20 protein-coding genes are annotated in these 24,161 nt (G+C 60.3%); 15 read left to right on the top strand and 5 right to left on the bottom strand.

What is annotated here, in order from left to right:
- Positions 1-65 precede the first annotated feature (65 nt).
- From NA647_RS00885 to NA647_RS00815, 15 genes are all read left to right on the top strand, one after another.
- Positions 66-242, top strand: coding sequence for a hypothetical protein (locus tag NA647_RS00885; protein ID WP_256055993.1), 177 nt, complete (start codon positions 66-68; stop codon positions 240-242).
- Positions 226-3,180, top strand: a complete 2,955-nt coding sequence (locus NA647_RS00880; RefSeq protein WP_256055992.1) for a sensor histidine kinase — start codon at positions 226-228, stop codon at positions 3,178-3,180. Before NA647_RS00885 ends, NA647_RS00880 begins: the two co-directional genes overlap by 17 nt.
- Positions 3,181-3,381: 201 nt before the next feature.
- Positions 3,382-4,800, top strand: coding sequence for a sigma-54-dependent transcriptional regulator (locus NA647_RS00875; RefSeq protein WP_256055991.1), 1,419 nt, complete (start codon positions 3,382-3,384; stop codon positions 4,798-4,800).
- A gap of 654 nt (positions 4,801-5,454) precedes the next feature.
- Positions 5,455-6,855, top strand: a complete 1,401-nt coding sequence (locus tag NA647_RS00870; protein ID WP_256055990.1) for a polynucleotide adenylyltransferase PcnB — start codon at positions 5,455-5,457, stop codon at positions 6,853-6,855.
- Positions 6,855-7,349 carry a 2-amino-4-hydroxy-6-hydroxymethyldihydropteridine diphosphokinase gene (gene folK, locus NA647_RS00865; protein ID WP_256055988.1) on the top strand — a complete coding sequence of 165 codons (495 nt, stop codon included), beginning with the start codon at positions 6,855-6,857 and terminating at the stop codon, positions 7,347-7,349. Before NA647_RS00870 ends, folK begins: the two co-directional genes overlap by 1 nt.
- A 166-nt stretch (positions 7,350-7,515) precedes the next feature.
- The gene (gene panB / locus NA647_RS00860; RefSeq protein ID WP_256055987.1) at positions 7,516-8,316 is read left to right on the top strand and encodes a 3-methyl-2-oxobutanoate hydroxymethyltransferase; all 801 of its coding nucleotides are present in this window, start codon (positions 7,516-7,518) and stop codon (positions 8,314-8,316) included.
- Positions 8,313-9,176, top strand: a complete 864-nt coding sequence (panC, locus tag NA647_RS00855; RefSeq protein ID WP_256055986.1) for a pantoate--beta-alanine ligase — start codon at positions 8,313-8,315, stop codon at positions 9,174-9,176. The genes panB and panC overlap by 4 nt, the downstream gene beginning before the upstream one ends.
- 98 nt (positions 9,177-9,274) lie before the next feature.
- Complete coding sequence (gene panD, locus NA647_RS00850) at positions 9,275-9,655, top strand: aspartate 1-decarboxylase (RefSeq protein ID WP_003298244.1); 381 nt, start codon at positions 9,275-9,277, stop codon at positions 9,653-9,655.
- Positions 9,656-10,167: 512 nt separating this feature from the next.
- Positions 10,168-11,832, top strand: a complete 1,665-nt coding sequence (gene pgi / locus NA647_RS00845; protein ID WP_256055985.1) for a glucose-6-phosphate isomerase — start codon at positions 10,168-10,170, stop codon at positions 11,830-11,832.
- A 116-nt stretch (positions 11,833-11,948) separates the two neighbouring features.
- Positions 11,949-12,824 carry an oxygenase MpaB family protein gene (locus NA647_RS00840; RefSeq protein WP_256055984.1) on the top strand — a complete coding sequence of 292 codons (876 nt, stop codon included), beginning with the start codon at positions 11,949-11,951 and terminating at the stop codon, positions 12,822-12,824.
- Positions 12,825-12,917: 93 nt separating this feature from the next.
- Positions 12,918-14,096, top strand: coding sequence for an acetyl-CoA C-acetyltransferase (locus tag NA647_RS00835; protein ID WP_256055983.1), 1,179 nt, complete (start codon positions 12,918-12,920; stop codon positions 14,094-14,096).
- 427 nt (positions 14,097-14,523) lie between these two features.
- Positions 14,524-15,540, top strand: coding sequence for a class I SAM-dependent rRNA methyltransferase (locus tag NA647_RS00830; protein WP_256055982.1), 1,017 nt, complete (start codon positions 14,524-14,526; stop codon positions 15,538-15,540).
- An 85-nt stretch (positions 15,541-15,625) separates the two neighbouring features.
- A complete protein-coding gene (locus NA647_RS00825; protein WP_256055981.1) occupies positions 15,626-18,562 on the top strand; it encodes a DUF748 domain-containing protein in 2,937 nt (978 codons plus the stop codon).
- Positions 18,562-18,858: a DUF2845 domain-containing protein gene (locus NA647_RS00820; protein ID WP_256056296.1), complete on the top strand. Its 297-nt coding sequence runs from the start codon at positions 18,562-18,564 to the stop codon at positions 18,856-18,858. The genes NA647_RS00825 and NA647_RS00820 overlap by 1 nt, the downstream gene beginning before the upstream one ends.
- A gap of 11 nt (positions 18,859-18,869) precedes the next feature.
- Positions 18,870-19,178, top strand: a complete 309-nt coding sequence (locus tag NA647_RS00815) for a DUF2845 domain-containing protein (RefSeq protein WP_256055980.1) — start codon at positions 18,870-18,872, stop codon at positions 19,176-19,178.
- A 64-nt stretch (positions 19,179-19,242) separates the two neighbouring features.
- On the opposite strand, the gene NA647_RS00810 is transcribed toward NA647_RS00815, so the two are convergent.
- From NA647_RS00810 to rbfA, 5 genes are all read right to left on the bottom strand, one after another.
- On the bottom strand, positions 19,243-19,614 hold the full coding sequence (locus NA647_RS00810) for a BON domain-containing protein (RefSeq protein ID WP_256055979.1): 372 nt from the start codon (positions 19,612-19,614) through the stop codon (positions 19,243-19,245).
- 510 nt (positions 19,615-20,124) lie between these two features.
- The gene (gene pnp / locus NA647_RS00805) at positions 20,125-22,230 is read right to left on the bottom strand and encodes a polyribonucleotide nucleotidyltransferase (RefSeq protein WP_256055978.1); all 2,106 of its coding nucleotides are present in this window, start codon (positions 22,228-22,230) and stop codon (positions 20,125-20,127) included.
- Positions 22,231-22,434: 204 nt separating this feature from the next.
- Positions 22,435-22,704 (bottom strand): 30S ribosomal protein S15, encoded by a 270-nt coding sequence (rpsO, locus tag NA647_RS00800; RefSeq protein WP_256055977.1) that lies wholly within the window; start codon positions 22,702-22,704, stop codon positions 22,435-22,437.
- 114 nt (positions 22,705-22,818) lie between these two features.
- The gene (gene truB, locus NA647_RS00795; RefSeq protein ID WP_256055976.1) at positions 22,819-23,736 is read right to left on the bottom strand and encodes a tRNA pseudouridine(55) synthase TruB; all 918 of its coding nucleotides are present in this window, start codon (positions 23,734-23,736) and stop codon (positions 22,819-22,821) included.
- 3 nt (positions 23,737-23,739) lie between these two features.
- The gene (gene rbfA, locus NA647_RS00790) at positions 23,740-24,129 is read right to left on the bottom strand and encodes a 30S ribosome-binding factor RbfA (RefSeq protein ID WP_256055975.1); all 390 of its coding nucleotides are present in this window, start codon (positions 24,127-24,129) and stop codon (positions 23,740-23,742) included.
- Positions 24,130-24,161 lie beyond the last annotated feature (32 nt).

The raw sequence follows: 24,161 nt of genomic DNA, 5'->3' as shown, positions 1-24,161 counted from the left end.
GCTTCCAGCTTCAGGCTTCCAGCTGCTTCCTTTACCATCCCCCCACTTCCGACACGAGTTCCAGCATGTACATCTACCGACTGGTGCTGCTCCTGGTGGTGGGGATCTATCTGTTCTCCCCCGCAATCATGGAATGGTGGATCGACCCCAACGGCGCCTGGTATCGGCCTTATCTGTTGTGGCTGATCCTTATCGTGGTGACCTTCATCCTTCAGAGCCAGCGCGATGCAGACGAGCTTTAGCCTCAGCCATCTGATCCTGATCAGCGTCGCCTATCTATTGGTGCTGTTCGGGGTCGCCTGGGTCAGTGAACGCGGGCTCATTCCGCGCTGGGTGATCCGCCATCCGCTGACCTACACCCTGTCACTGGGCGTCTATGCCAGCGCCTGGGCGTTCTACGGCACGGTCGGTCTGGCCTATCAGTACGGCTACGGATTTCTTGCCACTTATTTAGGTGTCTGCGGCGCCTTCCTGTTGGCGCCAGTGCTGCTCTATCCAATCCTGCGCATCACCCGCACCTACCAGCTCGCCTCGCTAGCGGACCTGTTCGCCTTCCGCTTTCGCAGTACCTGGGCCGGCGCACTGACCACGATCGTCATGCTGGTCGGCATGCTGCCGCTGTTGGCGCTGCAGATCCAGGCGGTAGCCGATGCCATCGGCATTCTCACGCTCGAACCGCTGCAGGAACGCGTAGCGCTGGGTTATTGCGTGATGATCATGCTGTTCACCATTCTTTTCGGTGCTCGGCATATCGCGACGCGGGAGAAGCACGAGGGGCTGGTATTCGCCATTGCCTTCGAGTCGGTGGTCAAGCTGCTGGCCTTCGGCGCCATTGGCGTCTATGCCCTTTATGTCGTGTTCGGCGGCCCGCATCAGCTGGAGATCTGGCTGCTGCAGAATCAGTCTGCGTTGCAGGCACTACACACACCATTGCAGGAAGGCCCTTGGCGAACTCTGCTACTGGTATTTTTCGCCTCGGCCATCGTCATGCCGCACATGTACCACATGACGTTCACAGAGAACCTCAATCCTCGGGCGCTGGTGAGCGCGAGCTGGGGCCTGCCGTTGTATCTGTTGCTGATGAGCCTGGCCGTGCCGCTGATTCTTTGGGCTGGCCTCAAACTCGGCGTCAGTACCAACCCGGAATACTTTACCTTGGGCCTCGGCATCAGCGCGCAGAGCGAAATGCTGACGCTGGTGGCCTTCGTCGGAGGCCTTTCCGCATCCAGCGGGCTGATCATCGTCAGCACCCTGGCGCTGTCGGGAATGGCGCTCAACCATCTGGTGTTGCCGCTGTACCAGCCGCCTACCGAAGGCAACATCTATCGATGGCTGAAATGGACCCGACGCAGCCTGATCCTGGCAATCATCATGGCCGGTTACGGCTTTTACCTCCTGCTGGGCGCCGAGCAGGACCTGTCCAACCTGGGCATCGTCGCCTTCGTCGCCACGCTGCAATTCCTGCCGGGCGTGCTCTCGGTGCTCTACTGGCCGACCGCCAATCGCCGCGGCTATATCGTCGGGCTATTGGCCGGCATTGCCGTCTGGGTGCTGACCATGCTGCTGCCACTGGTCGGCAATCTGGATGGCATCTACATCCCACTGTTCAACGTCGTCTACGTACTCGACGACACAAGCTGGCACCTGGCTGCGATCGCCTCGCTGGCAGTCAACGTGCTGGCTTTTTCGCTGTTCTCGATCTTCACCGAGACCAGCGCCGAGGAACAGGCCGCAGCGGAAGCCTGCGCCGTCGAGAACGTCCGCCGGCCACAGCGACGCGAACTGGCCGCCGCCTCGCCACAAGAATTCGCTACCCAACTCGCCAAACCGCTGGGCGCCAAGACCGCACAGCGCGAGGTGGAGCAAGCGCTGAGAGATCTGCAATTGCCGTTCGATGAACACCGTCCTTACGCCTTGCGCCGGCTGCGTGATCGCATCGAGGCGAACCTGTCCGGCTTGATGGGGCCGAGCGTTGCCCAAGACATCGTCGAAAACTTCCTCTCCTACAAGAACGGCGCGAACGGCTACGTGACCGAAGACATCCACTTCATCGAAAGCCGTCTCGAGGACTATCACTCGCGCTTGACCGGTCTCGCCGCGGAGCTCGATGCGCTGCGCCGTTATCACCGCCAGACCCTGCAAGAATTGCCCATGGGCGTTTGCTCGTTGGCCAAGGATCAGGAAATCCTGATGTGGAACCGAGCGCTGGAAGAGCTCACCGATATCCCGGCACTGCAAGTGGTCGGCTCGCGCCTGTCGACCATCGCCGAACCCTGGCAGAGTTTGCTGATGGATTTCATCGGACAGAGCGACGAGCACCTGCATAAGCAACGGCTGCAGCTGGACGGCCACAGCCGCTGCCTGAATCTACACAAAGCCGCGATCGCCGAGCCCCTGGCGCCCAGCAACAGTGGCCTGGTCCTGCTGATTGAAGACCTCACCGAAACCCAGCAATTGGAAGATCGCCTGGTGCATTCCGAACGCCTGGCCAGCATCGGACGCCTGGCAGCCGGCGTCGCCCACGAAATCGGGAACCCGATCACCGGCATCGCCTGTCTGGCGCAGAACCTGCGTGAGGAGCGCGAAGCCGATCACGAGATCAGCGAAATCAGCAACCAGATCGTCGAACAGACCAAGCGCGTCTCGCGCATCGTCCAATCGCTGATGAGCTTCGCGCATGCCGGCGGCAGGCAGCAGGATTTTTATCCGGTCAGCCTGGCGGAAGTGGCGCAGGATGCGATCGCTCTGCTTTCGCTCAACCGCCACGGAACCGAGGTGCGCTTTTTCAACCTGTGCGACCCGGAGCATCTGGCCGAAGGCGACCCTCAGCGTCTCGCTCAAGTACTGATCAATCTACTATCCAATGCCCGCGATGCATCGGAGCCAGGCGACGCAATTCGGGTCCGCAGCGAGGTGTCCGAGCAGACCGTCTACCTCATCGTTGAAGACGAAGGCAGCGGTATTCCCCAATCGATTCTGGACCGTCTTTTTGAGCCGTTTTTCACTACCAAGGACCCGGGCGAAGGCACTGGACTTGGCCTCGCGCTGGTCTATTCGATCGTGGAAGAGCATTATGGGCAGATCAACATCGACAGTCCGGCAAATGTTGAAACCCAACGCGGAACTCGTTTCCGCATTACTTTGCCGCGATATGTCGGGACGAACGATACCGTTGATTGACGAGGCGATGGGCGTTGTTTAGGCATAGCTGCCATGAACAACTCAGCGGGGAACCGGCCGAGTCTGGGCTTGCGAAAGCGGCCTCCAGCCCGGCGGCAGGCCCCGCCCCATCGCGACCGCTTGCACAGGCTGCGGAACAGGCTCCGCTACGCGCCCTTTCTACCGAGCTGCAGCCGCTTTCAGACCGTCGAGAGAGTACTGATGTCACATATTCTGATCGTCGAAGACGAAACCATCATCCGCTCCGCCTTGCGCCGGCTCCTCGAGCGCAACCAGTACGAAGTCAGCGAAGCCGGATCGGTGCAGGAAGCGCAGGAGCGCTACAGCATTCCGGGTTTCGACCTCATCGTCAGTGATCTGCGCCTGCCCGGTGCGCCCGGAACCGAGCTGATCAAGCTCGCCGAAGGCACTCCGGTTCTGATCATGACCAGCTACGCGAGCCTGCGCTCCGCGGTGGACTCGATGAAGATGGGCGCGGTGGACTACATCGCCAAGCCTTTCGATCACGACGAAATGCTGCAAACCGTGGCCCGCATTCTCCACGACCGACAGAAGGCAGCCACCGCTCCGGCTGCCGCCTCGCGCAGCGCCGCGGGCCCGGTAACAGATAGTGGCTCCGGTAACAGCGAGATCGGCATCATTGGCCGCAGCGGCCCGATGCAGGATTTGTTCAGCAAGATTCGCAAGGTCGCGCCAACCGATTCCAACGTGCTGATCCAGGGTGAATCAGGCACCGGCAAAGAGCTCGTCGCGCGCGCGCTGCACAATCTTTCCCGCCGCGCCAAAGCCCCGATGATCTCAGTCAACTGCGCCGCCATTCCCGAAACCCTGATCGAATCCGAACTCTTCGGCCACGAGAAAGGGGCATTCACCGGCGCCAGTGCCGGTCGCGCCGGCCTGGTGGAAGCAGCCGATGGCGGCACGTTGTTTCTCGACGAAATCGGCGAGCTGCCGCTGGAAGCACAAGCGCGACTGTTACGCGTGTTACAGGAAGGCGAAATCCGGCGTGTCGGCTCTACCCAGTCGCAGAAGGTCGACGTGCGCCTGATCGCCGCGACCCACCGCGACCTGAAAACGCTGGCCAAGAACGGCCAGTTTCGCGAAGACCTTTATTACCGGCTCCATGTCATCGCCTTGAAATTGCCGCCCCTGCGCGAGCGCGGCGCCGACGTCCTGGAAATCGCCAAGGCGTTTCTGGCGCGGCAGAGCGAACGTATGGGTTCCGATGAGATGCACTTTTCCCGCGAGGCGGAGCAGGCGGTGCGGCACTACGCCTGGCCGGGTAACGTGCGTGAACTGGAGAACGCTATCGAGCGTGCCGCCATCCTCAGCGAGAGCGAGGAAATCAGCGCTGAGCTGCTGGGCATCGATATCGAATTCGACACTCTCGACGACGATTTCGATGAGCCCTGCGCTCCGCTGGGCGGCGCCGTCTCGACCAACAACGAGCCGACCGAGGACCTTTCCCTGGAAGACTACTTCCAGCATTTCGTGCTCGAGCATCAAGACCACATGACCGAGACCGAACTGGCCCGCAAGCTGGGCATCAGCCGCAAGTGCCTGTGGGAACGTCGCCAGCGTCTGGGAATCCCGCGACGCAAATCGAGCGCCACCGGGTAGCGGTTGTTACCCACCCCATCGAGACGTAACAAAAACCGGGTTCATCGGTAACGGGAACCCGGTTTTTTTGTAGACCGAAAAACGATACCGAAACATAACTGCCTGTTTTATAAGGAATTTCAAAAACTGGCACAGCAAATGCTTTATATCTGGCACAACAACAATAACAAGCAGACCCACAATAAGAACAAGACGTACCGGCTCTAGCAGAACAAATACAAGAAGGCAGAGGCGTAGCTAACTGATTCTTTTGGAGAGGAACTGCTAAATGGGGTTTTGCCCCACAACCAGGCTGAGAACAACAAGAACTGCATAAGCAGAGCCTGAACTGGTTGGATCATATGATCGATGGCAAGTCAGCGACCAAAGCAATCCGTTTGCTCTTTGCTCCCAATGTAGGAGCAATTCCTGGAAGCGATAGCTGAAAGGAACGGGTGATCAAACAAAAACAACACGCCCGAAATACTAATAACAACAAAGCACGCGACATCATTTAAAAGGGGAGCTTCGGCTCCCCTTAGTGCTTTCTGGCACCGGCCGTTTTTTGACACCTTCCCACGCTTCGTTCACCATCCCGGCTCCCGGTGCTAGAATCCACGCTCGTTCGTGGCCATTCGCTTCGCCACTCAGTCCTTTCGCCACACAGTGCCTCCCATGCTGAAAAAGCTGTTCCAGTCTTTTCGTTTGCCCCTGCGCCGTTTGCCGCACCCCCGTCGCACACCCGAAATACTGTCCAGCCGGCAGCACTCGTTGCACCGCAATGATCTGAGCCGACATGCCGTCAGCGTCGTCGAGCGGCTTCAGCATGCCGGGTACGAGGCTTATGTCGTGGGCGGTTGTGTCCGCGATCTGCTGCTGGATCTGGACCCGAAGGATTACGATGTCGCCACCAGCGCCACGCCTGAGCAGGTACGCGCCGAATTTCGCAACGCTCGGGTCATTGGTCGACGCTTCAAGCTGGTCCATGTGCACTTCGGACGCGAGATCATCGAGGTCGCCACCTTCCGCGCCAACCATCCGGAAGAAGATGACGACGAGGCCAGCCACCTGGCTTCGCGTAACGAAAGCGGCCGCATCCTGCGCGACAACGTTTACGGCACCCTGGAAGACGATGCCCAGCGTCGCGACTTCACAATCAACGCGCTGTATTACGACCCCTCGAGCGAGCACATCCTCGACCACACCCATGGCGTACATGACATCCGTAACAGGCTGATCCGCCTGATCGGCGACCCCGAGCAGCGTTATCAGGAAGATCCGGTGCGCATGCTGCGAGCGGTTCGCTTCGCCGCCAAACTGGACTTCGAGATCGAGCAGCACAGCGCCGAACCCATCGCCGATCTGGCCGACCTGCTGAACGATGTGCCCTCAGCCCGCCTGTTCGACGAAATCATCAAGCTGTTCCTCAGCGGCAAGGCCGAGCGCACCTTCGACTTGCTGCTGGAGCATGACCTTTTCGCGCCGCTATTCCCGGCCAGCGCCGAGGCGCTGGAAGACAATCCCGAGTACACCGAAACGCTGATCCGCAACGCGCTGGTCAATACCGATCAGCGCATTGCTCAGGGCAAGCCCGTCACTCCCGCGTTCCTGTTCGCCGCCCTGCTCTGGCCGGCTCTGCCGGCGCGCGTCGCCGATGCTCAAGCCAGAGGATTGCCGCCCATACCGGCGATGCAGGATGCCGCGCATGAGCTGATCTGGGAACAGTGCCAGCGCACCGCCATACCCAAACGTTTCACCATGCCGATGCGGGAAATCTGGGACATGCAGGAGCGTCTGCCGCGGCGCCAGGGGCGTCGCGCCGATCAACTGCTGGACAATCCGCGCTTTCGTGCGGGCTACGATTTCCTCTTGCTGCGCGAGAGTGCCGGCGAGCAGACCGATGGTTTGGGCGACTGGTGGACCGACTACCAGGAGGCCAGTGAAAGCGAGCGTCGCAACATGATTCGCGGCCTCAGCAGCAAGGACAACGCCAGCGGAGCGCCGCGCAAACGCCGCCGTAGTGGCAGTCGACGCAAGCGCGGCCCGAACGAAAGCGCACCGACCTCCGGCGAATAATGGAACGGGTTTATATCGGTCTGGGCAGCAATCTGGCCGAACCACGCGAGCAGTTGCGCGGTGCGCTCAGGGCACTGGCGGACGTCCCCTCTTCTCGGCTCGTTGCGGTGTCTTCGCTATACGCCAGCGACCCGCTCGGCCCCCCGGATCAGCCGCGCTACAACAATGCCGTCGCCGCGCTCGAAACCCTGCTGGCCCCGTTGGATCTGCTCGACGCGCTGCAAGCCATCGAAAAAGCTCATGGCCGCGAGCGCAAGGCCGAGCGCTGGGGACCGCGAACACTGGACCTCGACGTTCTACTGTTCGGCGATCGGTTACTCGACGAGCCGCGCCTGACCGTCCCTCACTATCATCTGCATGCCCGAGCCTTCGTGCTCTATCCGCTCGCCGAAATCGCGCCGCAGAATCTGCAGCTTCCAGATGGACGCAACCTGGCCAATCTGCTGGCGGCCTGCCCATTCGAAGGCCTCGAACGTCTCGACGAACCGCTGTAACCCACCGGTAACAGGTGTAACGTGCGGGTAACACTCACGATTGACTTAGCTCGCCGCCATCAGGACTATAAGCGCCCTCTGCCGGCACGCATCGAATTGGTAATCCTGCCCATCGATGACGCTCCGACTACCGTGATCCCTCAGAGGCTCTAGGAGGACGGCATTCATGCCAGACGTAACCCTGACCACCCTGCAAGGCCTCAAGCAGAAAGGCGAGAAGATCGTCATGCTCACCTGCTATGACGCCACCTTCGCCAAGACCGCCTGCGAAGCGGGAGTCGAGATGCTGCTGATCGGCGATTCGCTGGGCATGGTCCTGCAAGGTCACGACAGCACCTTGCCGGTGTCCGTTGAAGAGATGGCCTACCACACCGCCTGCGTCAAACGTGGCAACCGCGGCGCGATGATCGTCGCCGATCTGCCGTTCATGGCCAACGCCACCATTGAGCAGACCCTGGACAACTCGGCCACGCTGATGCGGGCCGGTGCACATATGATCAAGGTCGAGGGTGCAGCATGGCTGGCCGAGTCCATCCGTTTGCTGGCCGAACGCGGCATCCCGGTCTGCGCCCACATGGGCCTGACGCCACAGACAGTCAACATACTGGGCGGCTATAAGGTGCAAGGCCGCCAGGAGGCCCAGGCGCTGCAGATGATTGCCGACGCCAAGGCGCTCGAAGCGGCGGGCGCTGCCATGCTGCTGCTCGAGTGCGTACCCAGCGAGCTGGCGGCCCGCATCACCCAGGCAGTGGCGGTGCCGGTGATCGGCATCGGCGCCGGCAGCGCGACCGATGGCCAGGTGCTGGTCTTACACGACATGCTCGGCCTGTCCCTAAGTGGACGCGCACCGAAGTTCGTCAAGAACTTCATGAAAGAGCACGGCGATATCCCAGCAGCCATCGCCGCCTACGTCCAGGCAGTGAAGGCAGTAGAGTTCCCTGCACCCGAACACGGATTTTCCGCATGAATGTGGTCAGAACCGTCGCCGACCTGCGCGCTGCAGTGACCCGCGCACGTGGCGAGGGCAAGCGCATCGGCTTCGTGCCGACCATGGGCAATTTGCATGCTGGCCATATCGCATTGGTGAAGAAGGCCGGCCAACGTGCGGATTTCGTTGTGGCCAGCATCTTCGTCAACCCATTGCAGTTTGGTCCGAACGAGGATCTAGCCAGTTATCCGCGCACGCTCACGGCGGACCAGGAAAAGCTCTTCGAGGCGGGCTGCCACCTGCTGTTCGCACCCAGCGTCGAGGAAATGTATCCCCACGGCCAGACCATGCAGACCATCGTGCGTGTGCCGGGTGTATCCGAAGGGCTCTGTGGCGGCAGCCGGCCTGGCCATTTCGATGGCGTTTCGACCGTCGTCAGCAAACTGTTCAACATGGTATTGCCCGATCTTGCCGTGTTCGGCCAGAAGGACTTCCAACAGCTGGCGGTGATCCGCACCATGGTGCGCGACTTAAATATGCCGGTGCAAATCATTGGTGAGCCGACGATGCGTGCCGAAGACGGCTTGGCGCTGTCCTCGCGTAACGGCTACCTCAGTACCGAGGAACGCGCCATTGCCCCGACCCTGTATCGCACGCTGAATCAGTTGGCAGACGCGATTCGCAACGGGGATCACGACTATTCGGCGCTACTGGCCGAGGGGCAGCAGACATTGCAAGCAGCCGGCTTACGTCCCGATTATCTGGAAATTCGCAACGCGACGGACCTGCAGCCAGCCACAGCCGATACATGCGAGCTGGTTATCCTCGCAGCGGCGTTCCTCGGCAAGACCCGCCTGATCGATAACCTGCTGGTCGATATCAGACCCGCATCGGTATAACCGCCGACCATCGGCACAACCCTGCCCGTCCCCGGTATTGATCACACTTGTGGGTTCGGGCACACTCTGCGCCGCTTGCGCACCCGGAGGAACCCGCCATGCACGCCATCATGCTCAAGGCCAAATTGCACCGCGCCCAGGTAACCCACTCGGTGCTGGATTACGAAGGCTCCTGCGCCATCGACGGCGACTGGCTGGACCTGGCCGGCATTCGTGAATACGAGCAAATCCAGATTTATAACGTCGACAACGGTGAGCGCTTCACCACCTACGCCATCCGTGGCGAAGAAGGTTCGAAGATCATCTCTGTCAACGGCGCAGCCGCGCACAAGGCCGGCGTCGGCCACCGCCTGATCATTTGCGCTTACGCCCACTACAGCGAAGCCGAACTGGCCAGCTTCAAGCCACACGTCCTGTACATGGGCGCGGATGGCGAGCTCAGCCATACCAGCAACGCCATTCCGGTCCAGGTCGCCTGACTACGAATGAGTCGTTCGAAAGTCCGCACGCCGCCCGCGTCGCGGGCTTTTTTCTGCCCCGAGAGCTTGTTCACGATCTCGCGAGCTAAAGACCTGCAAGGCAAAAACAGGCGAGGAAGCGGACTGGGCTCGCACTCGAGTTTACCGGTGTAAATGAGCATTCTGAGCCTGTTTTTAACGCAGCAGGGCCGACGCGCAGCAGATCCTGAACAGACGCTGAGGGTTCCCCCTGACGCGCGAATCTGTAATGGTCGTAGAGGGCCATGACGGGTATCGGTACCGGGCGCTGCGAGCATTCGGAACGCCGAGCGTTTTTCCAAGTCAGACTGTCTCGGCGGCGCAGGATGCGCCACCCTCGCTTCATTGAACCGGAGCGGTACGCGCCCGATGCATTCAGGATGAGTGCCAGCGTGTCAGCATCATCGCATGACTGTCCAACCGCAGCTCCAGGGCTACGCCTGGGGTAGAGCAGAATCGAGACAGTCCGCCAAAGCAAAGGAAGCCGCACTACCATGAGCTATTACGAGCACCCTCTCGATGCCACCGGCCTGTCGTCCTGGAAGGCCTTGGAAGAACACCGCCTTGCCATGCAGAATTTCAGCATGCGCGACGCATTCAAGGCCGACCCGACACGCTTCGATGACTTGTCGGTTTCCTGCTGCGGTCTGTTTCTCGATTATTCGAAGAATCTGATCACACCCGAGACGCGCACCCTTCTGGTGAACCTGGCCCGCGAGGCCGGTGTCGAGCAGGCCGCTCGCGCCATGTTCGAAGGTGAGCGGATCAACGCCTCTGAGAATCGCCCGGTCCTGCACACCGCATTGCGCCGCCCGATGGGCGATTCGGTAATGGTCGACGGGCAGAACATCATGCGCGACGTGCACGCCGCGCTGGCGCAGATGACCGACATCGTCACGCGCATCCACAACAACCTCTGGCGCGGCTTCAGCGACAAAACCATCACCGACGTGGTGAACATCGGCATCGGTGGCTCATTTCTCGGTCCGCAGCTGGTCTCCGAGGCACTGCTGCCCTTCACTCAACATGGCGTGCGCACGCATTACCTGGCGAACATCGACGGCAGCGAATTCCGCGAAGTGACCGCCAAGCTGAACGTCGAAACCACACTATTCATCATCTCCAGTAAGACCTTCGGCACGCTCGAGACACTGAAGAACGCCCAGGCCGCACGCACCTGGTACCTCGGCAAGGGCGGCACAGAGGAGAAGCTTTACCGTCACTTCATCGCGGTGACCAGCAACAAAAAAGCCGCAGTTGAGTTCGGCATCCGCGAGAAGAATATTTTCCCGATGTGGGACTGGGTCGGCGGTCGCTATTCGCTGTGGTCAGCCATCGGCCTGCCGATCGCGCTGGCCATCGGCATGTCCAACTTCAAGGATCTGCTGTCCGGCGCTTACAGCATGGACCAGCATTTCCTCAGCGAGCCGTTCGAACGCAACATGCCGGTCCTGCTGGCAATGCTGGGCGTCTGGTACCACAATTTCTGGGGTGCGCAGAGCTACGCCTTCCTGCCCTACGACCACTACCTGCGCAACTTCGTCAAACACCTGCAACAGATGGACATGGAGTCCAACGGTAAGAGCGTACGTCAGGACGGCACCACAGTTTCCTGCACCACGGGCCCGGTGATCTGGGGTGGTGTCGGCGCCAATGGACAGCACGCCTACCACCAATTGCTACACCAAGGCACGCCTCTGATTCCGGCCGACTTCATCGTGCCGGTGGTTAGCCACAACCCAGTGGCCGACCACCACGAGTGGTTGTATGCGAATTGCCTGTCTCAGAGCCAGGCGCTGATGCGCGGCAAGACTCGCGAAGAAGCCGAGGCGGAGCTGCGCGCCAAGGGCATGAGCGAAGCCGAGATCGAGCGCCTGGCGCCGCACAAGGTCATTCCGGGCAATCGACCGAGCAATACCGTTGTCATGGAAACCATAAGCCCCGGCCGTCTCGGTGCGCTGATCGCCCTCTACGAGCACAAGGTCTTCGTCCAGGGCGTGATCTGGGGAATCAATTCCTTCGATCAGTGGGGCGTGGAGCTCGGCAAGGACCTGGGCAAGGCCGTTTACGGTCAGATGACCAGCTTTGACGCGCCGCCAGCCGAAGACGCTTCGACTCAGGGGCTGATCGACTTCTTCCGCGGCCGTCATCGCGGCTGATCCTGCGTTGCAACCGGGCGGCACTCGCTGTCCGGTTGAAACCCAGCCCCCCCCAATCGCTAACAGCATCCATCGGGTAACATTCCGGCTCACCCATCGCTGCAGACGCCCCGGTCATGGAATTCATTCGTCGTCACGTCGAATCACAGGTGCTCAGCCTCACCGGTCTGGCCCTTGGCGGCGTCGATTATGAGCATCCGCCGGGCGATCCTGGCTTGTTCGGCCCGGACTCCGTCTGCTGGCGGGTCCACGGCGACTTCACTTCGATGCTGATCGGTGGCATTTCCGCATTGTTGTTGCAAGCACTGCATCCGCTGGCGCTGGCCGGCGTCTGGGATCACTCGAACTTCCGCGAAGACCTGCTCGGCCGCTTGCGACGTACCGGGCAATTCATATCGGCGACAACCTTCGGCAGCCAGGCTGATGCACAGCGGCTAATCGAACGGGTCCGTTCGATACATCTGAAGGTCACCGGCCATGCAGCCGATGGCCGCCCTTACGCCGCCTACGATCCCGAACTGCTGACGTGGGTGCATGTGGCCGAGGTCAGCAGCTTTCTCAAGGCGCACCTGCGTTACCTCAACCCGGCCCTGTCTGGCGATGATCAGGACCGCTATTACGATGAGGTCGCGCAGATCGCCGAATCTCTTGGCGCATGCCAGGTGCCGCGCTCGAGGCGGCAGGTGGACGAATATCTGTTAGAGGTACAGCCGCAGCTGCAGTGCGACGAGCGCTCGCGCGAAATTGTTCGCGTGCTGTTCGACGCACCGGCACCCAGCGCGCTGGCCCGGCCATTCGGCGCACTGATGATGCAGGCGGGAGTCGAGCTGCTACCGGACTGGGCGAGCGCCATGCTCGCATTGCAGCAGAGCCCGGCTCAGCGTCAGTTGATACGGTTCGGCGTCAGACGCACCGCCCCGTTGCTGCGCTGGGCCGTACGCAACGGTTCGGTACACCGGGCACGCCGGCGCATGGGACTGCCCAGCCGCTAACGTGACCGGCAGGTTCCGCAAGTGGAGGCGCCCAGAGCGGTATGCCACCATGGACACTTCGCGCGAACCCGCTCCCTTTCGAGGTCAACCAGCATGCAAGAAGTCGTCATCGTCGCCGCTACCCGTACCGCCGTCGGCAGCTTTCAGGGCGCGCTGGCCAATATCCCGGCAGCCGACCTGGGCGCAGCCGTGATTCGCCGTCTGCTGCAGCAAACCGGTATCGACCCTGCCGAGGTGAACGAAGTCATCCTCGGCCAAGTCCTCACCGCGGGCGCCGGCCAGAACCCGGCGCGCCAGGCCGCTATCAATGCTGGCCTGCCCACCGCGGTCCCGGCCATGACGCTAAACAAGGTCTGCGGCTCCGGCCTGAAAGCGCTGCACCTCGCGACACAGGCGATCCGCTGCGGCGACGCCGAAGTAATGATTGCCGGCGGTATGGAAAACATGAGCCTGGCGCCCTACGTCATGCCTGCGGCCCGCACGGGCTTGCGTATGGGCCATGGCAAACTGCTCGACAGCATGATCCAGGATGGCCTGTGGGACGCATTCAATGACTATCACATGGGCATCACCGCCGAAAATCTCGTAGCGAAGTACGGCATTACCCGAGAGGAACAAGATGCCTTCGCCTCCGCTTCCCAACAGAAGGCGGTTTCCGCCATCGAGGCAGGGCGCTTCGGTGACGAGATCACGCCGATCGAGATTCCTCAGCGCAAGGGCGATCCACTGGTGTTTGAAGCCGACGAGCAGCCGCGTGCGGGCACCACAGCCGAGAGCCTGAGCAAGCTAAAGCCCGCCTTCAAGAAAGACGGCAGCGTAACGGCCGGTAACGCCTCCAGCCTCAACGACGGCGCCGCCGCCGTGTTGCTGATGAGTGCGGACAAGGCCAAGGCGTTAGGCCTGCCGGTGCTGGCGCGTATCGCCGGTTACGCCAATGCGGGTGTCGATCCGGCGATCATGGGCATTGCCCCAGTATCGGCCACCCGCCGATGCCTGGAGAAAGCAGGCTGGACGCTCGATCAACTGGACCTGATCGAAGCCAACGAGGCGTTCGCCGCCCAAGCGCTTGCGGTCGGCAAGGAGCTCGGCTGGGACGCGCACAAGGTCAACGTCAACGGCGGCGCCATTGCCATCGGCCATCCGATTGGCGCCTCCGGCTGCCGCATTTTGGTCACCCTGCTGCACGAAATGATCCGCCGCGACGCCCATAAAGGGCTGGCCACGCTGTGCATCGGCGGCGGACAGGGTGTGGCCATGGCAATCGAGCGGTGATCGCGCACCGCTTAGGGTCTGTCGGCGTTTCGTGCGCGACCGCGCCGGAGCCTGTTTTGCGCGAGGCAAGGCCGCGCCCGCTCCCGGCGGGCTTGCGGCATTCACTCCATCCATGGAGATCGCACGAGAAGCGACGTTTGGTTGTTCCAAATGAGCGACGAGAAACGCCGCATCGCGCAAAAACAGGCCCGGCCCGAAGGGTTGCGCGGCAAATTTCGCCATGCGGCGTCGCGGGACTTGGCTTGGGAACGAGGCGGTCGGCCCAGGCCATTACCTGCGCCCCGCGCCTTGCGGAGCGCCGCCCGGCCTGGCGACATTTGGCGCAGCAACGCGCCTCGCGACGAAACGGTGACAGACCCTAGTACCCAGCCGCCCTGCACCGGCGATTTCCGATAAACTGCGCGGCCATTTCTCCGAGTCGCCGCGCATGCCGTCTCTCGAACAGGCGCTGCGCGCCGCCTTCCACCATCGCAAAACTCTGCTCGACCAATTACACGACCAGGCCACCGATTGTTACCGACTCTTCCACGGTAGCCAGGAAGGCGCGCCCGGTCTGACGGTCGACCGTTACGGCCCGCAGCTGCTGGTGCAAAGCTTTCATCAGCCGCTCGAACGCGACGTGCTATTGGCCGTGCACCAGCAGCTTTGCACCGCTCTGGGCGAAGCCCTCTCGCTGGTCTACAACGACCGTTCCCAAGGTAACTCGCGTATCGATCGCGACGATTCAGTCTATCGCGCCGATCCCGCGGCGCTGGAAGATCAGGTCGGTCGGGAGTGGGGCTTGAACTACCGGGTCCGCGCACGGCACAGCGGGCAGGATCCGCTGCTGTTTCTCGACCTGCGCAACGCGCGCGGCTGGATCAAGGCCAACAGTGCCGGCAAGTCGGTGCTCAACCTGTTCGCTTACACCTGTGGCGTCGGCCTCTGCGCGGCTGCTGGTGGTGCGCGGGAGGTGTGTAATTTGGACTTTGCTGAAAGCAACCTCGCAGTCGGAAGGGAGAACGGCGCGCTCAATCCCGAACTGGCGCCGATGCGGTTTATCCAGTCGGATTATTTCCCTGCGATCCGCCAGCTGGCGGGCTTGCCGGTCCCACAGCGCCGTGGGCGAGCACTGCCCGACTATCCACGCCTCGTACCGCAACAGTTCGACCTGGTCTTGCTCGATCCGCCAGCCTGGTCGAAAAGCGCATTCGGCACCGTCGACCTGCTGCGCGATTATCAGAGCCTGCTCAAGCCTGCACTGCTCACCACCGCTGAAAATGGCGTGCTGGTCTGCTGCAACAACCTGGCGAAGGTCGACCTCGACGGCTGGCGCGAGCAGGTTCTGCGGTGCGCAACAAAAGCTGGACGGTCGGTACGCGATTGTCAGGCGCTGTCGCCGGCGCTGGACTTCCCTTCCGCCGACGGGCGACCGCCATTGAAGATTCTCACGCTGCAATTGTGAAGCGGTACGGGTTACTGGTGGCATAGAGGAACCCGCATGGCGTGCCATACTCCAAGGCAGTCCATCGCTCGGAATGTAGGTCCGCATGCCCAACGGAATGAAGCGCGCACTCATCGGCCTGATGACCGCACTGGTCTGCTATTGCCTGCTTGGCTTTCTGATACTGCCCGGTGTCGCCCAGCGTGTCGCCAACCAGCAACTGATCCAGTACGCGACGGTACCAGCGCGCCTGGAGCGGATCGAATTCAACCCGTTTAGTCTCGAACTGACGCTGTACAACCTGCGCCTCGGCGAAGCCGATCAGCCGCAGCTCGGCTTCGAACGTCTGTATCTCGATCTGCAATGGAGCAGCCTCTGGCACCGCGCCCTGCAGTTAGAAAATATCGAACTGATCCAGCTGCACACCGAAGTAGTATTCGACAAGGACGGTACGCTCAACCTGACACGACTGTTCGACCTGCCACCGTCTGCTGATGATGAAGTGACGCAAGAGCCGGAAGAGCCCTTCGCCCTGCATATCGACCGACTGCAGCTGGTCGAAGGCTCGGTCCGCTTCGCCGACCAACGCCCTGAAGAGCCCATCGACTTCCTCCTCGATTCACTCAATTTCGAGCTGTTGAACTTCGCCACCCGTTCGGATGACGCAGCCGATGCGGTGCTGGTCGCGACCGGCCCCAGCGGGGCCCGGGTGGACTGGAATGGACAGTTCAATCTGGTGCCAGCCATCAGCTCGTCCGGCCAGCTGAAAATCACCAATCTGGCATTGAAGGACTTCTGGGCCTACGCCCATGACGCCTTGCCACTGCGCCTGCAGCAAGGCCGGCTGAGTTTCGCGAGCGATTATCGGGTCGATCTGGCGGAGCGCACCGAGCTGCAATTGAGCAACCTGAACGCCCAACTGGCGCCGCTCGAACTCGACACCGCCGACGGACAGCCAATGGTTCGCCTGAACAAGCTTGAAATCAGCCAGACATCACTGGATCTGACCAAGCAACAGGTGGTGATCGGCCAGCTGCGCAGCGATGCTCTGGATACCTGGGTAACCCGCGAACCCGACGGCGAGCTGAACTGGCAGAAACTGCTGGCCCCGTCATCGTCCACCAACACCCAGCCGGAAACCGCCGAACAGACGGACGCCGTCGAACCCGTACAAACAACTACCGCAGACGACCAGTCGACAGCCTGGCAGGTGCTGCTGAATGACACCCAGCTACGCGATTATCGAATACATCTGCGTGACCGCGTGCCGTCGGAAGAAGTCGTCCTGGAACTCGGCCCGCTGAATCTAGCCGTATCCGATTTCGACAGCCTGGGCACTTCGCCTTTCGGGCTGGAACTGACCACCGGCGTCGGCAACCAGGGCGCTCTGCAAGCAGCAGGACAGCTGCAACTGCAACCTGCGTCTGGACGCTTAAGCATCAGCACGCAGGATATCGATCTGCGCATCGCTCAGGCCTACCTGACGCCTTTCGTGCATCTCGAATTGCGCAGCGGCATGCTGGCCAGCCAGCTAGAACTTGAGCTGACCGGCACCGAACCACTGGCGTTCAATCTCGGAGGGGCGGCCGAAATCACCCAGTTGCACACGTTGGATACCATCAACAACCGCGACTTCATCAAATGGCAACGCTTGCAACTCGGCGGGCTGGATTACCAGCATCCCCAACAATTGCAAATCGAACGCATCGACCTGGCCCAACCCTACGCGCGCTTCATCATCAATCCGGACCTCACCACCAATATCAATGATCTGTTGGTGGACAAGACGACTGCGGACGACAGCGACAACACGGTTTCCGCGGCAACCGAACAAGCGGAGCCGCTGGGCATCCGTATCGGCGGCATCGCCATCAACCAGGGTTCGGCCAATTTTTCTGACCTCAGTCTGCGCCCTCCCTTCATAACGGCGGTGCAGGAGCTCAGCGGTGAGATCGGTGCGATCGACAACCAGGCGCAGCAACCGGCCACGGTCGACGTGAACGGTAAGGTCGATCGCTATGCGCCGGTCAGCATCAAGGGAAACCTCACGCCGTTCGATCCGCTACAGAGCCTCGATATTGCCACGCGCTTCCGGCAGATTGAACTGACCAACCTTTCACCCTACTCAGGGAAATTCGCCGGTTATCGCATCCGCAAAGGCCGCATGGATCTCGATCTCCACTACCGCATTCAGCAGGGCCAACTGAACGCCGAGAACAAGGTCGTGCTGCAACAGTTGCAACTTGGCGAGAAGGTGGATAGTCCCGAAGCGGTCGATCTGCCGGTACGCCTGGCCGTCGCGCTGTTGAAGGACAGTCGAGGCACGATTTCGTTAGAGCTGCCGGTTCAGGGCGACCTTAACAACCCCCAGTTCGATGTCATGCCGATCGTCTGGCAGACACTGCGCAACCTCGTGACTCGTGCAGTCAAGGCACCGTTCAAATTTCTCGCCGGCGTGGTCGGCGGCGATCAGGAAGATCTCAGCCAAGTGCTCTTCGCACCCGGCAGTAGCGACCTCGATCAACCGGCGCGCGCCAGCCTGGACACCCTGGGCCGCGCGCTGAATGAACGCCCCGTGTTGCGCCTCGAAGTCGAAGGACAGAGCTCACCTCAAGCCGACGGACCGCTGTTGGCCGAACAATGGCTGCAGAACGAATACCAAGAAACCTGGTACAAGATGCTGCAGCGTCGCGGCGACAAGGTGCCTGCCGACGCTGGGCAATTGGAAATTGGCGATGAGGAGAAAGCCGCCATGCTCGAAGGCATTTATCGCAGCCGTCTCGGCCAACAACCGCCCGATCAATGGAGCGAGCTCGACGAGCAGGCGCGCAGCGAGAAGATGCGCGACGCCATACTGACCAGCCGAGCGGACAGTACTGCCCTGCTACGCCGCTTGAGTCGCGCCCGCGCCGCCTCGATCAAGGATTATCTGGTCGATCAGGCTGGCCTCGATGCTTCGCGAGTGTACCTGCTAGATACTGGCATTGCGGAAGCCGAGCAAGACGGACAAGTCCCAACGCCCCTGCATTTGGGAAGCGAATGATGCCAGTCATAATCCATACCCTGCTGCTCGGCACTATTTTGGCAACCCCTTTCGCCCAGGCGGACACGCTACGCTGCGGCAGCGCGCTGATCAGTACCGGAGATCGGCCTTTCGAAGTTGAGAACAAGTGCGGCGCGCCAGTGCGGCGGGATCTGGTCGGCTACGCGCTGGGCCCTCACGCCCGGAGGGAAACGGTAGTCGAGGAATGGCTGTATGGGCCTGACAACGGCATGCTCAGCATCCTTACGTTCGAAGGCAACCGGCTGGTACGCATCGAATCCCGTCGCGCTCGTTAACAGGCCTCAACATGTCTCCCAGTTCCCCCCTGCTCCTGCTGAGCCTGCTCGTATTCGCCACCGGCGCCCATGCGTCTTCTACGCATCGCTGCGGCAGTGCGCTCGTTAGCCTTGAAGCGTCCACCAGCGAGGTCAGCGCCAAGTGCGGAGAGCCCTCCAGCTCCGCCCTGGTTGGCTACAAGGAAATCCTCGATGACTATGGCTTTCGCCAAGAGGTCCCAGTTGAGGAATGGACTTACGGGCCAACCAACGGCATGTACCATTTCTTGCGTTTCGAAGGAAACCGGCTGCGCCGGATCGAAAGCCAGCGCGGTCGCTGAACACGTAAATAAAAAACCCCACTGTAAAGTGGGGCTTCATTTGTTGCTGCGACGGCCGCGAATATCAGTCGGCAGCTTTCAGGCCATCAGCCGAGACTTCACGTACGCCCTCGATGGACTTGGCTTTACTGATCGCTGCCTCACGCTCAGCTTCGGTAGCTACAGTGCCTGACAGCGATACAACGCCGTCTTTGGTTTCCACTTCGATATCCATGCCCGGTGTGGCGTCTTCGGCCAGCAGGGACGATTTCACCTTGGTGGTGATCCAGGTATCGGACGTGGCGTCACCGGCTTCCTTCATGGTGTCGTTGGTTGCCAGCATGACGGTATCGGTCTTATCCAGGGCTGGAGTGGTGTCGGCGAAAGCGGCACCTGCCATCGGTAGGCTCAGAGCAGCGGCGACGGCAACAGCGGTAAGAGAGTTCTGAATGTTCATATGGCACTCCTGTTTTTCTTCAAATGTCTGCGGCATCACTCCGACGCAGATTCACAGGTAATATCGCAAGCGCCATGCCATGTTTTTGTTTTTTTAAATTTCAATTAAATCAATCACTTGTAAATTCAAGTAGCTGAACGCCACTAGCACACTGCATGTTCCACTCCAGCGAAGCGTGCAACTTGCAACAAGCGTTGATTCTTTGCTACTTGATAGGCTATTGGATCGACCGCTTCAAAGGCGTGGAAGTGCAATGCCGCTGACAGCGTATAAATTTTCTGCGAAGCCCTCACTTAAAGCTACAAACACAACGTTAAGTGTCGACTGCACGACTAACGAAGCAGTGCGCTGCGTGGACGACTGGATGAACCGCCGCCAGGCGCTGGTGCCTAGGCTCTGCTGCAGAAGACCACTCGAGCATATCCCCTCCCTGAAAAAACGAACCCCGCCGATTGGCGGGGTTCGTCTCAACCAAAGGAACCCGAAGGGTCCTTTCCAGCATCGCTATCGTTATGCGTCAGAGGCTTTCGCTGCCGCCACATCTTTAATCGACAGTTTGATGCGACCACGATTGTCCACGTCCAGCACCAGTACTTCGACTTCCTGACCTTCCTTGAGGATATCGGTGACCTTCTCGACGCGCTGATCACTCAGCATCGAGATGTGCACTAGGCCGTCTTTGCCCGGCAGGATGTTGACGAATGCGCCGAAGTCGACGATACGCTCAACCTTGCCGACGTAGATCTTGCCGATCTCGGCTTCGGCAGTGATGCCTAGGACGCGCTGCTTGGCCGCTTCAGCCGCTTCCTTGGTTTCACCAAAGATCTTGATCGAACCATCGTCTTCGATGTCGATCGATGCCTTGGTTTCTTCGCAGATGCTGCGGATGGTGGCGCCACCTTTACCGATGACATCGCGGATTTTGTCCTGATCGATCTTCATCGCAATCATGGTCGGAGCGTTGGCCGACAGTTCTGTACGAGACTGACCGATGACCTGGTTCATCTGACCAAGGATGTTGAGACGGGCTTCCAGCGCCTGACCCAGTGCGATTTCCATGATCTCTTCAGTGATGCCCTGGATCTTGATGTCCATCTGCAGAGCGGTGACGCCCTTGGCAGTGCCGGCCACCTTGAAGTCCATGTCGCCCAGGTGATCTTCGTCACCCAGGATATCAGTCAGAACGGCAAATTTTTCACCTTCCTTGACCAGGCCCATCGCGATACCGGCTACTGGAGCCTTCATCGGCACACCGGCATCCATCAGAGCCAGGGAAGCACCACAGACCGAGGCCATGGAGCTGGAGCCGTTGGACTCGGTGATTTCAGAAACCACGCGGATGGTATACGGGAATTCGTCAGCGCTTGGCAGCATGGCCGAGACACTGCGACGAGCCAGACGGCCATGCCCGATTTCGCGACGACCTGTTGCGCCCATGCGACCACACTCACCCACCGAGTACGGCGGGAAGTTGTAGTGCAGCATGAAGGGGTCTTTCTTTTCGCCTTCGAGGGTATCCAGCAGCTGCGCATCACGTGCAGTGCCAAGGGTCGCCACGACCAATGCCTGGGTTTCGCCACGGGTGAACAGCGCCGAACCGTGGGTCTTATCCAGAACACCAACCTCAATGTTCAAACCACGCACGGTACGCGTGTCACGACCGTCAATACGCGGCTTGCCGTTAACGATGTTCTCGCGAACGGTGCGGTATTCGATCTCTCCGAACGCTTCTTTGACTTCACCAGCAGAAGGCTGACCTTCTTCGCCGGAGAACTTGGCGACGACCTGGTCTTTCAGTTCGCCCAGACGCGCATAACGGTCTTGCTTGATGATGATGGTGTAGGCCTGAGAGATGGCCTCACCAAATTCGCTGCGGATGGCATCGAGCAGCGCGGTGTTTTCCGCTTTAGGCTGCCAGTCCCACGTCGGCTTGGCGGCTTCGGCAGCCAACTCGCTCACGGCCTGGATGACGGCTTGGAATTCGTCATGCGCAAAGAGTACAGCACCCAGCATCTGGTCTTCGGTCAGCTCTTTGGCTTCCGATTCGACCATCAGTACGGCGTCCTTGGTACCGGCTACGACCATGTCCAGGCTAGAAGCCTTGAGCTGCTCGTAGGTCGGGTTCAGCAAGTAACCGGTTTCGGGGTGGAAGGCGACGCGCGCGGCACCAATCGGGCCGTTGAACGGAATGCCGGAGATTGCCAGGGCAGCCGAGGTGCCGATCATCGCAGCGATGTCCGGATCGGTCTTCTTGCTGGTGGAAACCACCGTGCAGATGACCTGCACTTCGTTCTGGAAGCCTTCCGGAAACAGCGGGCGGATCGGGCGATCGATTAGGCGCGAGGTCAGCGTTTCTTTCTCCGACGGACGCGCTTCACGCTTGAAGAAACCGCCCGGGATCTTGCCGGCAGCGTAGGTTTTTTCCTGGTAATGGACCGACAGCGGGAAAAAGCCTTTACTCGGGTCAGCCGTTTTAGCACCTGTGACGGCGACCAGTACGGTTACGTCGTCATCAACGGTGACCAGCACTGCGCCGGAGGCTTGACGGGCGATACGGCCAGTCTCGAGGGTTACGGTCGACTGACCGAATTGAAATTTCTTGATTACCGGGTTCACGGTGGTTCCTTCTCTATGTTGCCTTGGGGGAATCGTTCTCATGCCCGCGGGCTCTGCCTCGCGCGGGGCATGTCATGCAAATTCGTGGGCAGTGAGGGGAATCGAACCCTTTCCCTGTCCAAAACGCGCGCTTCTGAAAGGCAAAAGCTGGAAGCAGGGCAAACCCACTTCCAGCTTTAGCATTCAGCTTCGCACAAGCATCGCTTAGCGACGCAGACCCAGACGACCGATCAGGGTGCTGTAGCGAGTAGTATCCTTGCCCTTCAGGTAATCCAGCAGCTTACGACGCTGGTTAACCATGCGGATCAGACCACGACGGGAGTGGTGATCTTTGCCGTTGGCTTTGAAGTGACCCTGCAGCTTGTTGATGTTGGCGGTCAGCAGGGCAACCTGCACTTCCGGGGAACCGGTATCGCCTTCAGCTTGCTTGTACTCGCTAACGATCTGAGCTTTTTCTTCAACGCTAAGTGCCATGATGGGCTCCTATTGTGAACAGGCCGGGACATGTCCCGTGTTAATAAAAGGAGTGACCGTGCCTGCCAACAGCCACCCTAGTAACGCCCACCACCTAAGCGGTGAACGCATCGGTCATTCCGACCGAATCAGTCGACGCGGCGCAATGAGCCCGTCTTCACTCACTTCACCAATACCGATGAAGCGACCAGTGTGATCCTGCACCCTGAGCATGCCAAATTTCGGCGCTTCCGGTGCACGTACCGGCTGACCATGCAGCCAATAAAACGCGCTGTGCTCTGACAGCTGCAGCAGCGGCCAATGCCCAAGCCCGCTATCCGACGGCTTGAGAAAGGCGTCAACCGCCTCCGGACCGCCTTCGGCATGCGCTTGTTCGAGCGCTTCCAGACTGACTGTCTGAGTAAGGTCGAATGGGCCGGCTTGAGTCCGTCGCAACTCAGCGACATGTGCACCGCAGCCCAGCTCGCGGCCGATGTCCTCGACCAACGTACGAATATAGGTGCCCTTGCTGCAACTGACGGCAAACCGCGCCTTGTCAGTTTCGAGCGATAGCAAATCCAGGCGAGCGATCTTAACAGATCGCGGCTCGCGCTCCACTACTTCACCGGCACGCGCCAGCTTGTATAGCGGTTGCCCGTCGCGTTTAAGTGCCGAATACATCGGTGGCACCTGCATCTGATCGCCACGAAACCGTGGCAACAGAGCTTCGATCTGCTCCTCGTTTACAGCGACCGGCTTGCGCTCGATTACCTCACCCTCGGCGTCCGCTGTCGTGGTGGTCACGCCAAGCTGAGCCAGGGTTTCGTAGCCTTTATCGGCGTCCAGCAGGTACTGAGAAAACTTGGTCGCTTCGCCAAAACACAGCGGCAACACACCGGTCGCCAGCGGATCAAGGCTACCGGTATGCCCGGCCTTTTCCGCATTGAGCAGCCAGCGGACCTTCTGCAGCGCCGCGTTGGATGTGAAGCCGCGCGGTTTGTCGAGGAGAATGATGCCGCTCACTGCGCGGCGAACTCGTTTGACCTGAGCCACGTACTACTCTCCGTTATCGTCGCTGTGCTTGCGGTCTTCAGCTACGGCCCGCTCGATAAGCGAAGTCAACTCGACACCGCGACGCACACTGGCGTCGAAATTGAAATGCAGTTGAGGCACGGTGCGCAACTTCATCGCTTTGCCCAGTTGCATCCGTAGGAAGCCACCTGCGTCATTGAGGATCCTGAGATTAGCCTTGACTGCATCTTCATCGTCATCCTTGCCCATGATGGTGATAAACACCTTGGCATGGGACAGATCGCGACTGACCTCGACGGCGGTAATCGTTATCAGACCCAGACGCGGGTCTTTCACTTCACGTTGAATCAACACCGCCAATTCGCGCTGCATCTGGTCGCCGATACGTTGGGTACGGCTGAATTCTTTGGCCATGAAAATCTGCCTCTAGCAGCAAGCTGCAAGCC

Source organism: Stutzerimonas stutzeri (genome assembly GCF_024448985.1).
Taxonomy (GTDB): domain Bacteria; phylum Pseudomonadota; class Gammaproteobacteria; order Pseudomonadales; family Pseudomonadaceae; genus Stutzerimonas; species Stutzerimonas stutzeri_AP.
This window is presented reverse-complemented; position numbering and strand designations above follow the sequence as displayed.

Coding starts and splice junctions, on each gene's coding strand:
- panC (WP_256055986.1), top strand. CDS start 8,313: ATGAATGTGGTCAGAACCGTCGCCGACCTGCGCGCTGCAGTGACCCGC.
- NA647_RS00840 (WP_256055984.1), top strand. CDS start 11,949: ATGGAATTCATTCGTCGTCACGTCGAATCACAGGTGCTCAGCCTCACC.
- panD (WP_003298244.1), top strand. CDS start 9,275: ATGCACGCCATCATGCTCAAGGCCAAATTGCACCGCGCCCAGGTAACC.
- rpsO (WP_256055977.1), bottom strand. CDS start 22,704: ATGGCACTTAGCGTTGAAGAAAAAGCTCAGATCGTTAGCGAGTACAAG.
- NA647_RS00870 (WP_256055990.1), top strand. CDS start 5,455: ATGCTGAAAAAGCTGTTCCAGTCTTTTCGTTTGCCCCTGCGCCGTTTG.
- panB (WP_256055987.1), top strand. CDS start 7,516: ATGCCAGACGTAACCCTGACCACCCTGCAAGGCCTCAAGCAGAAAGGC.
- NA647_RS00830 (WP_256055982.1), top strand. CDS start 14,524: ATGCCGTCTCTCGAACAGGCGCTGCGCGCCGCCTTCCACCATCGCAAA.
- NA647_RS00880 (WP_256055992.1), top strand. CDS start 226: ATGCAGACGAGCTTTAGCCTCAGCCATCTGATCCTGATCAGCGTCGCC.
- NA647_RS00875 (WP_256055991.1), top strand. CDS start 3,382: ATGTCACATATTCTGATCGTCGAAGACGAAACCATCATCCGCTCCGCC.
- NA647_RS00815 (WP_256055980.1), top strand. CDS start 18,870: ATGTCTCCCAGTTCCCCCCTGCTCCTGCTGAGCCTGCTCGTATTCGCC.
- NA647_RS00810 (WP_256055979.1), bottom strand. CDS start 19,614: ATGAACATTCAGAACTCTCTTACCGCTGTTGCCGTCGCCGCTGCTCTG.
- pgi (WP_256055985.1), top strand. CDS start 10,168: ATGAGCTATTACGAGCACCCTCTCGATGCCACCGGCCTGTCGTCCTGG.
- folK (WP_256055988.1), top strand. CDS start 6,855: ATGGAACGGGTTTATATCGGTCTGGGCAGCAATCTGGCCGAACCACGC.
- NA647_RS00825 (WP_256055981.1), top strand. CDS start 15,626: ATGCCCAACGGAATGAAGCGCGCACTCATCGGCCTGATGACCGCACTG.
- NA647_RS00820 (WP_256056296.1), top strand. CDS start 18,562: ATGCCAGTCATAATCCATACCCTGCTGCTCGGCACTATTTTGGCAACC.
- NA647_RS00885 (WP_256055993.1), top strand. CDS start 66: ATGTACATCTACCGACTGGTGCTGCTCCTGGTGGTGGGGATCTATCTG.
- NA647_RS00835 (WP_256055983.1), top strand. CDS start 12,918: ATGCAAGAAGTCGTCATCGTCGCCGCTACCCGTACCGCCGTCGGCAGC.
- rbfA (WP_256055975.1), bottom strand. CDS start 24,129: ATGGCCAAAGAATTCAGCCGTACCCAACGTATCGGCGACCAGATGCAG.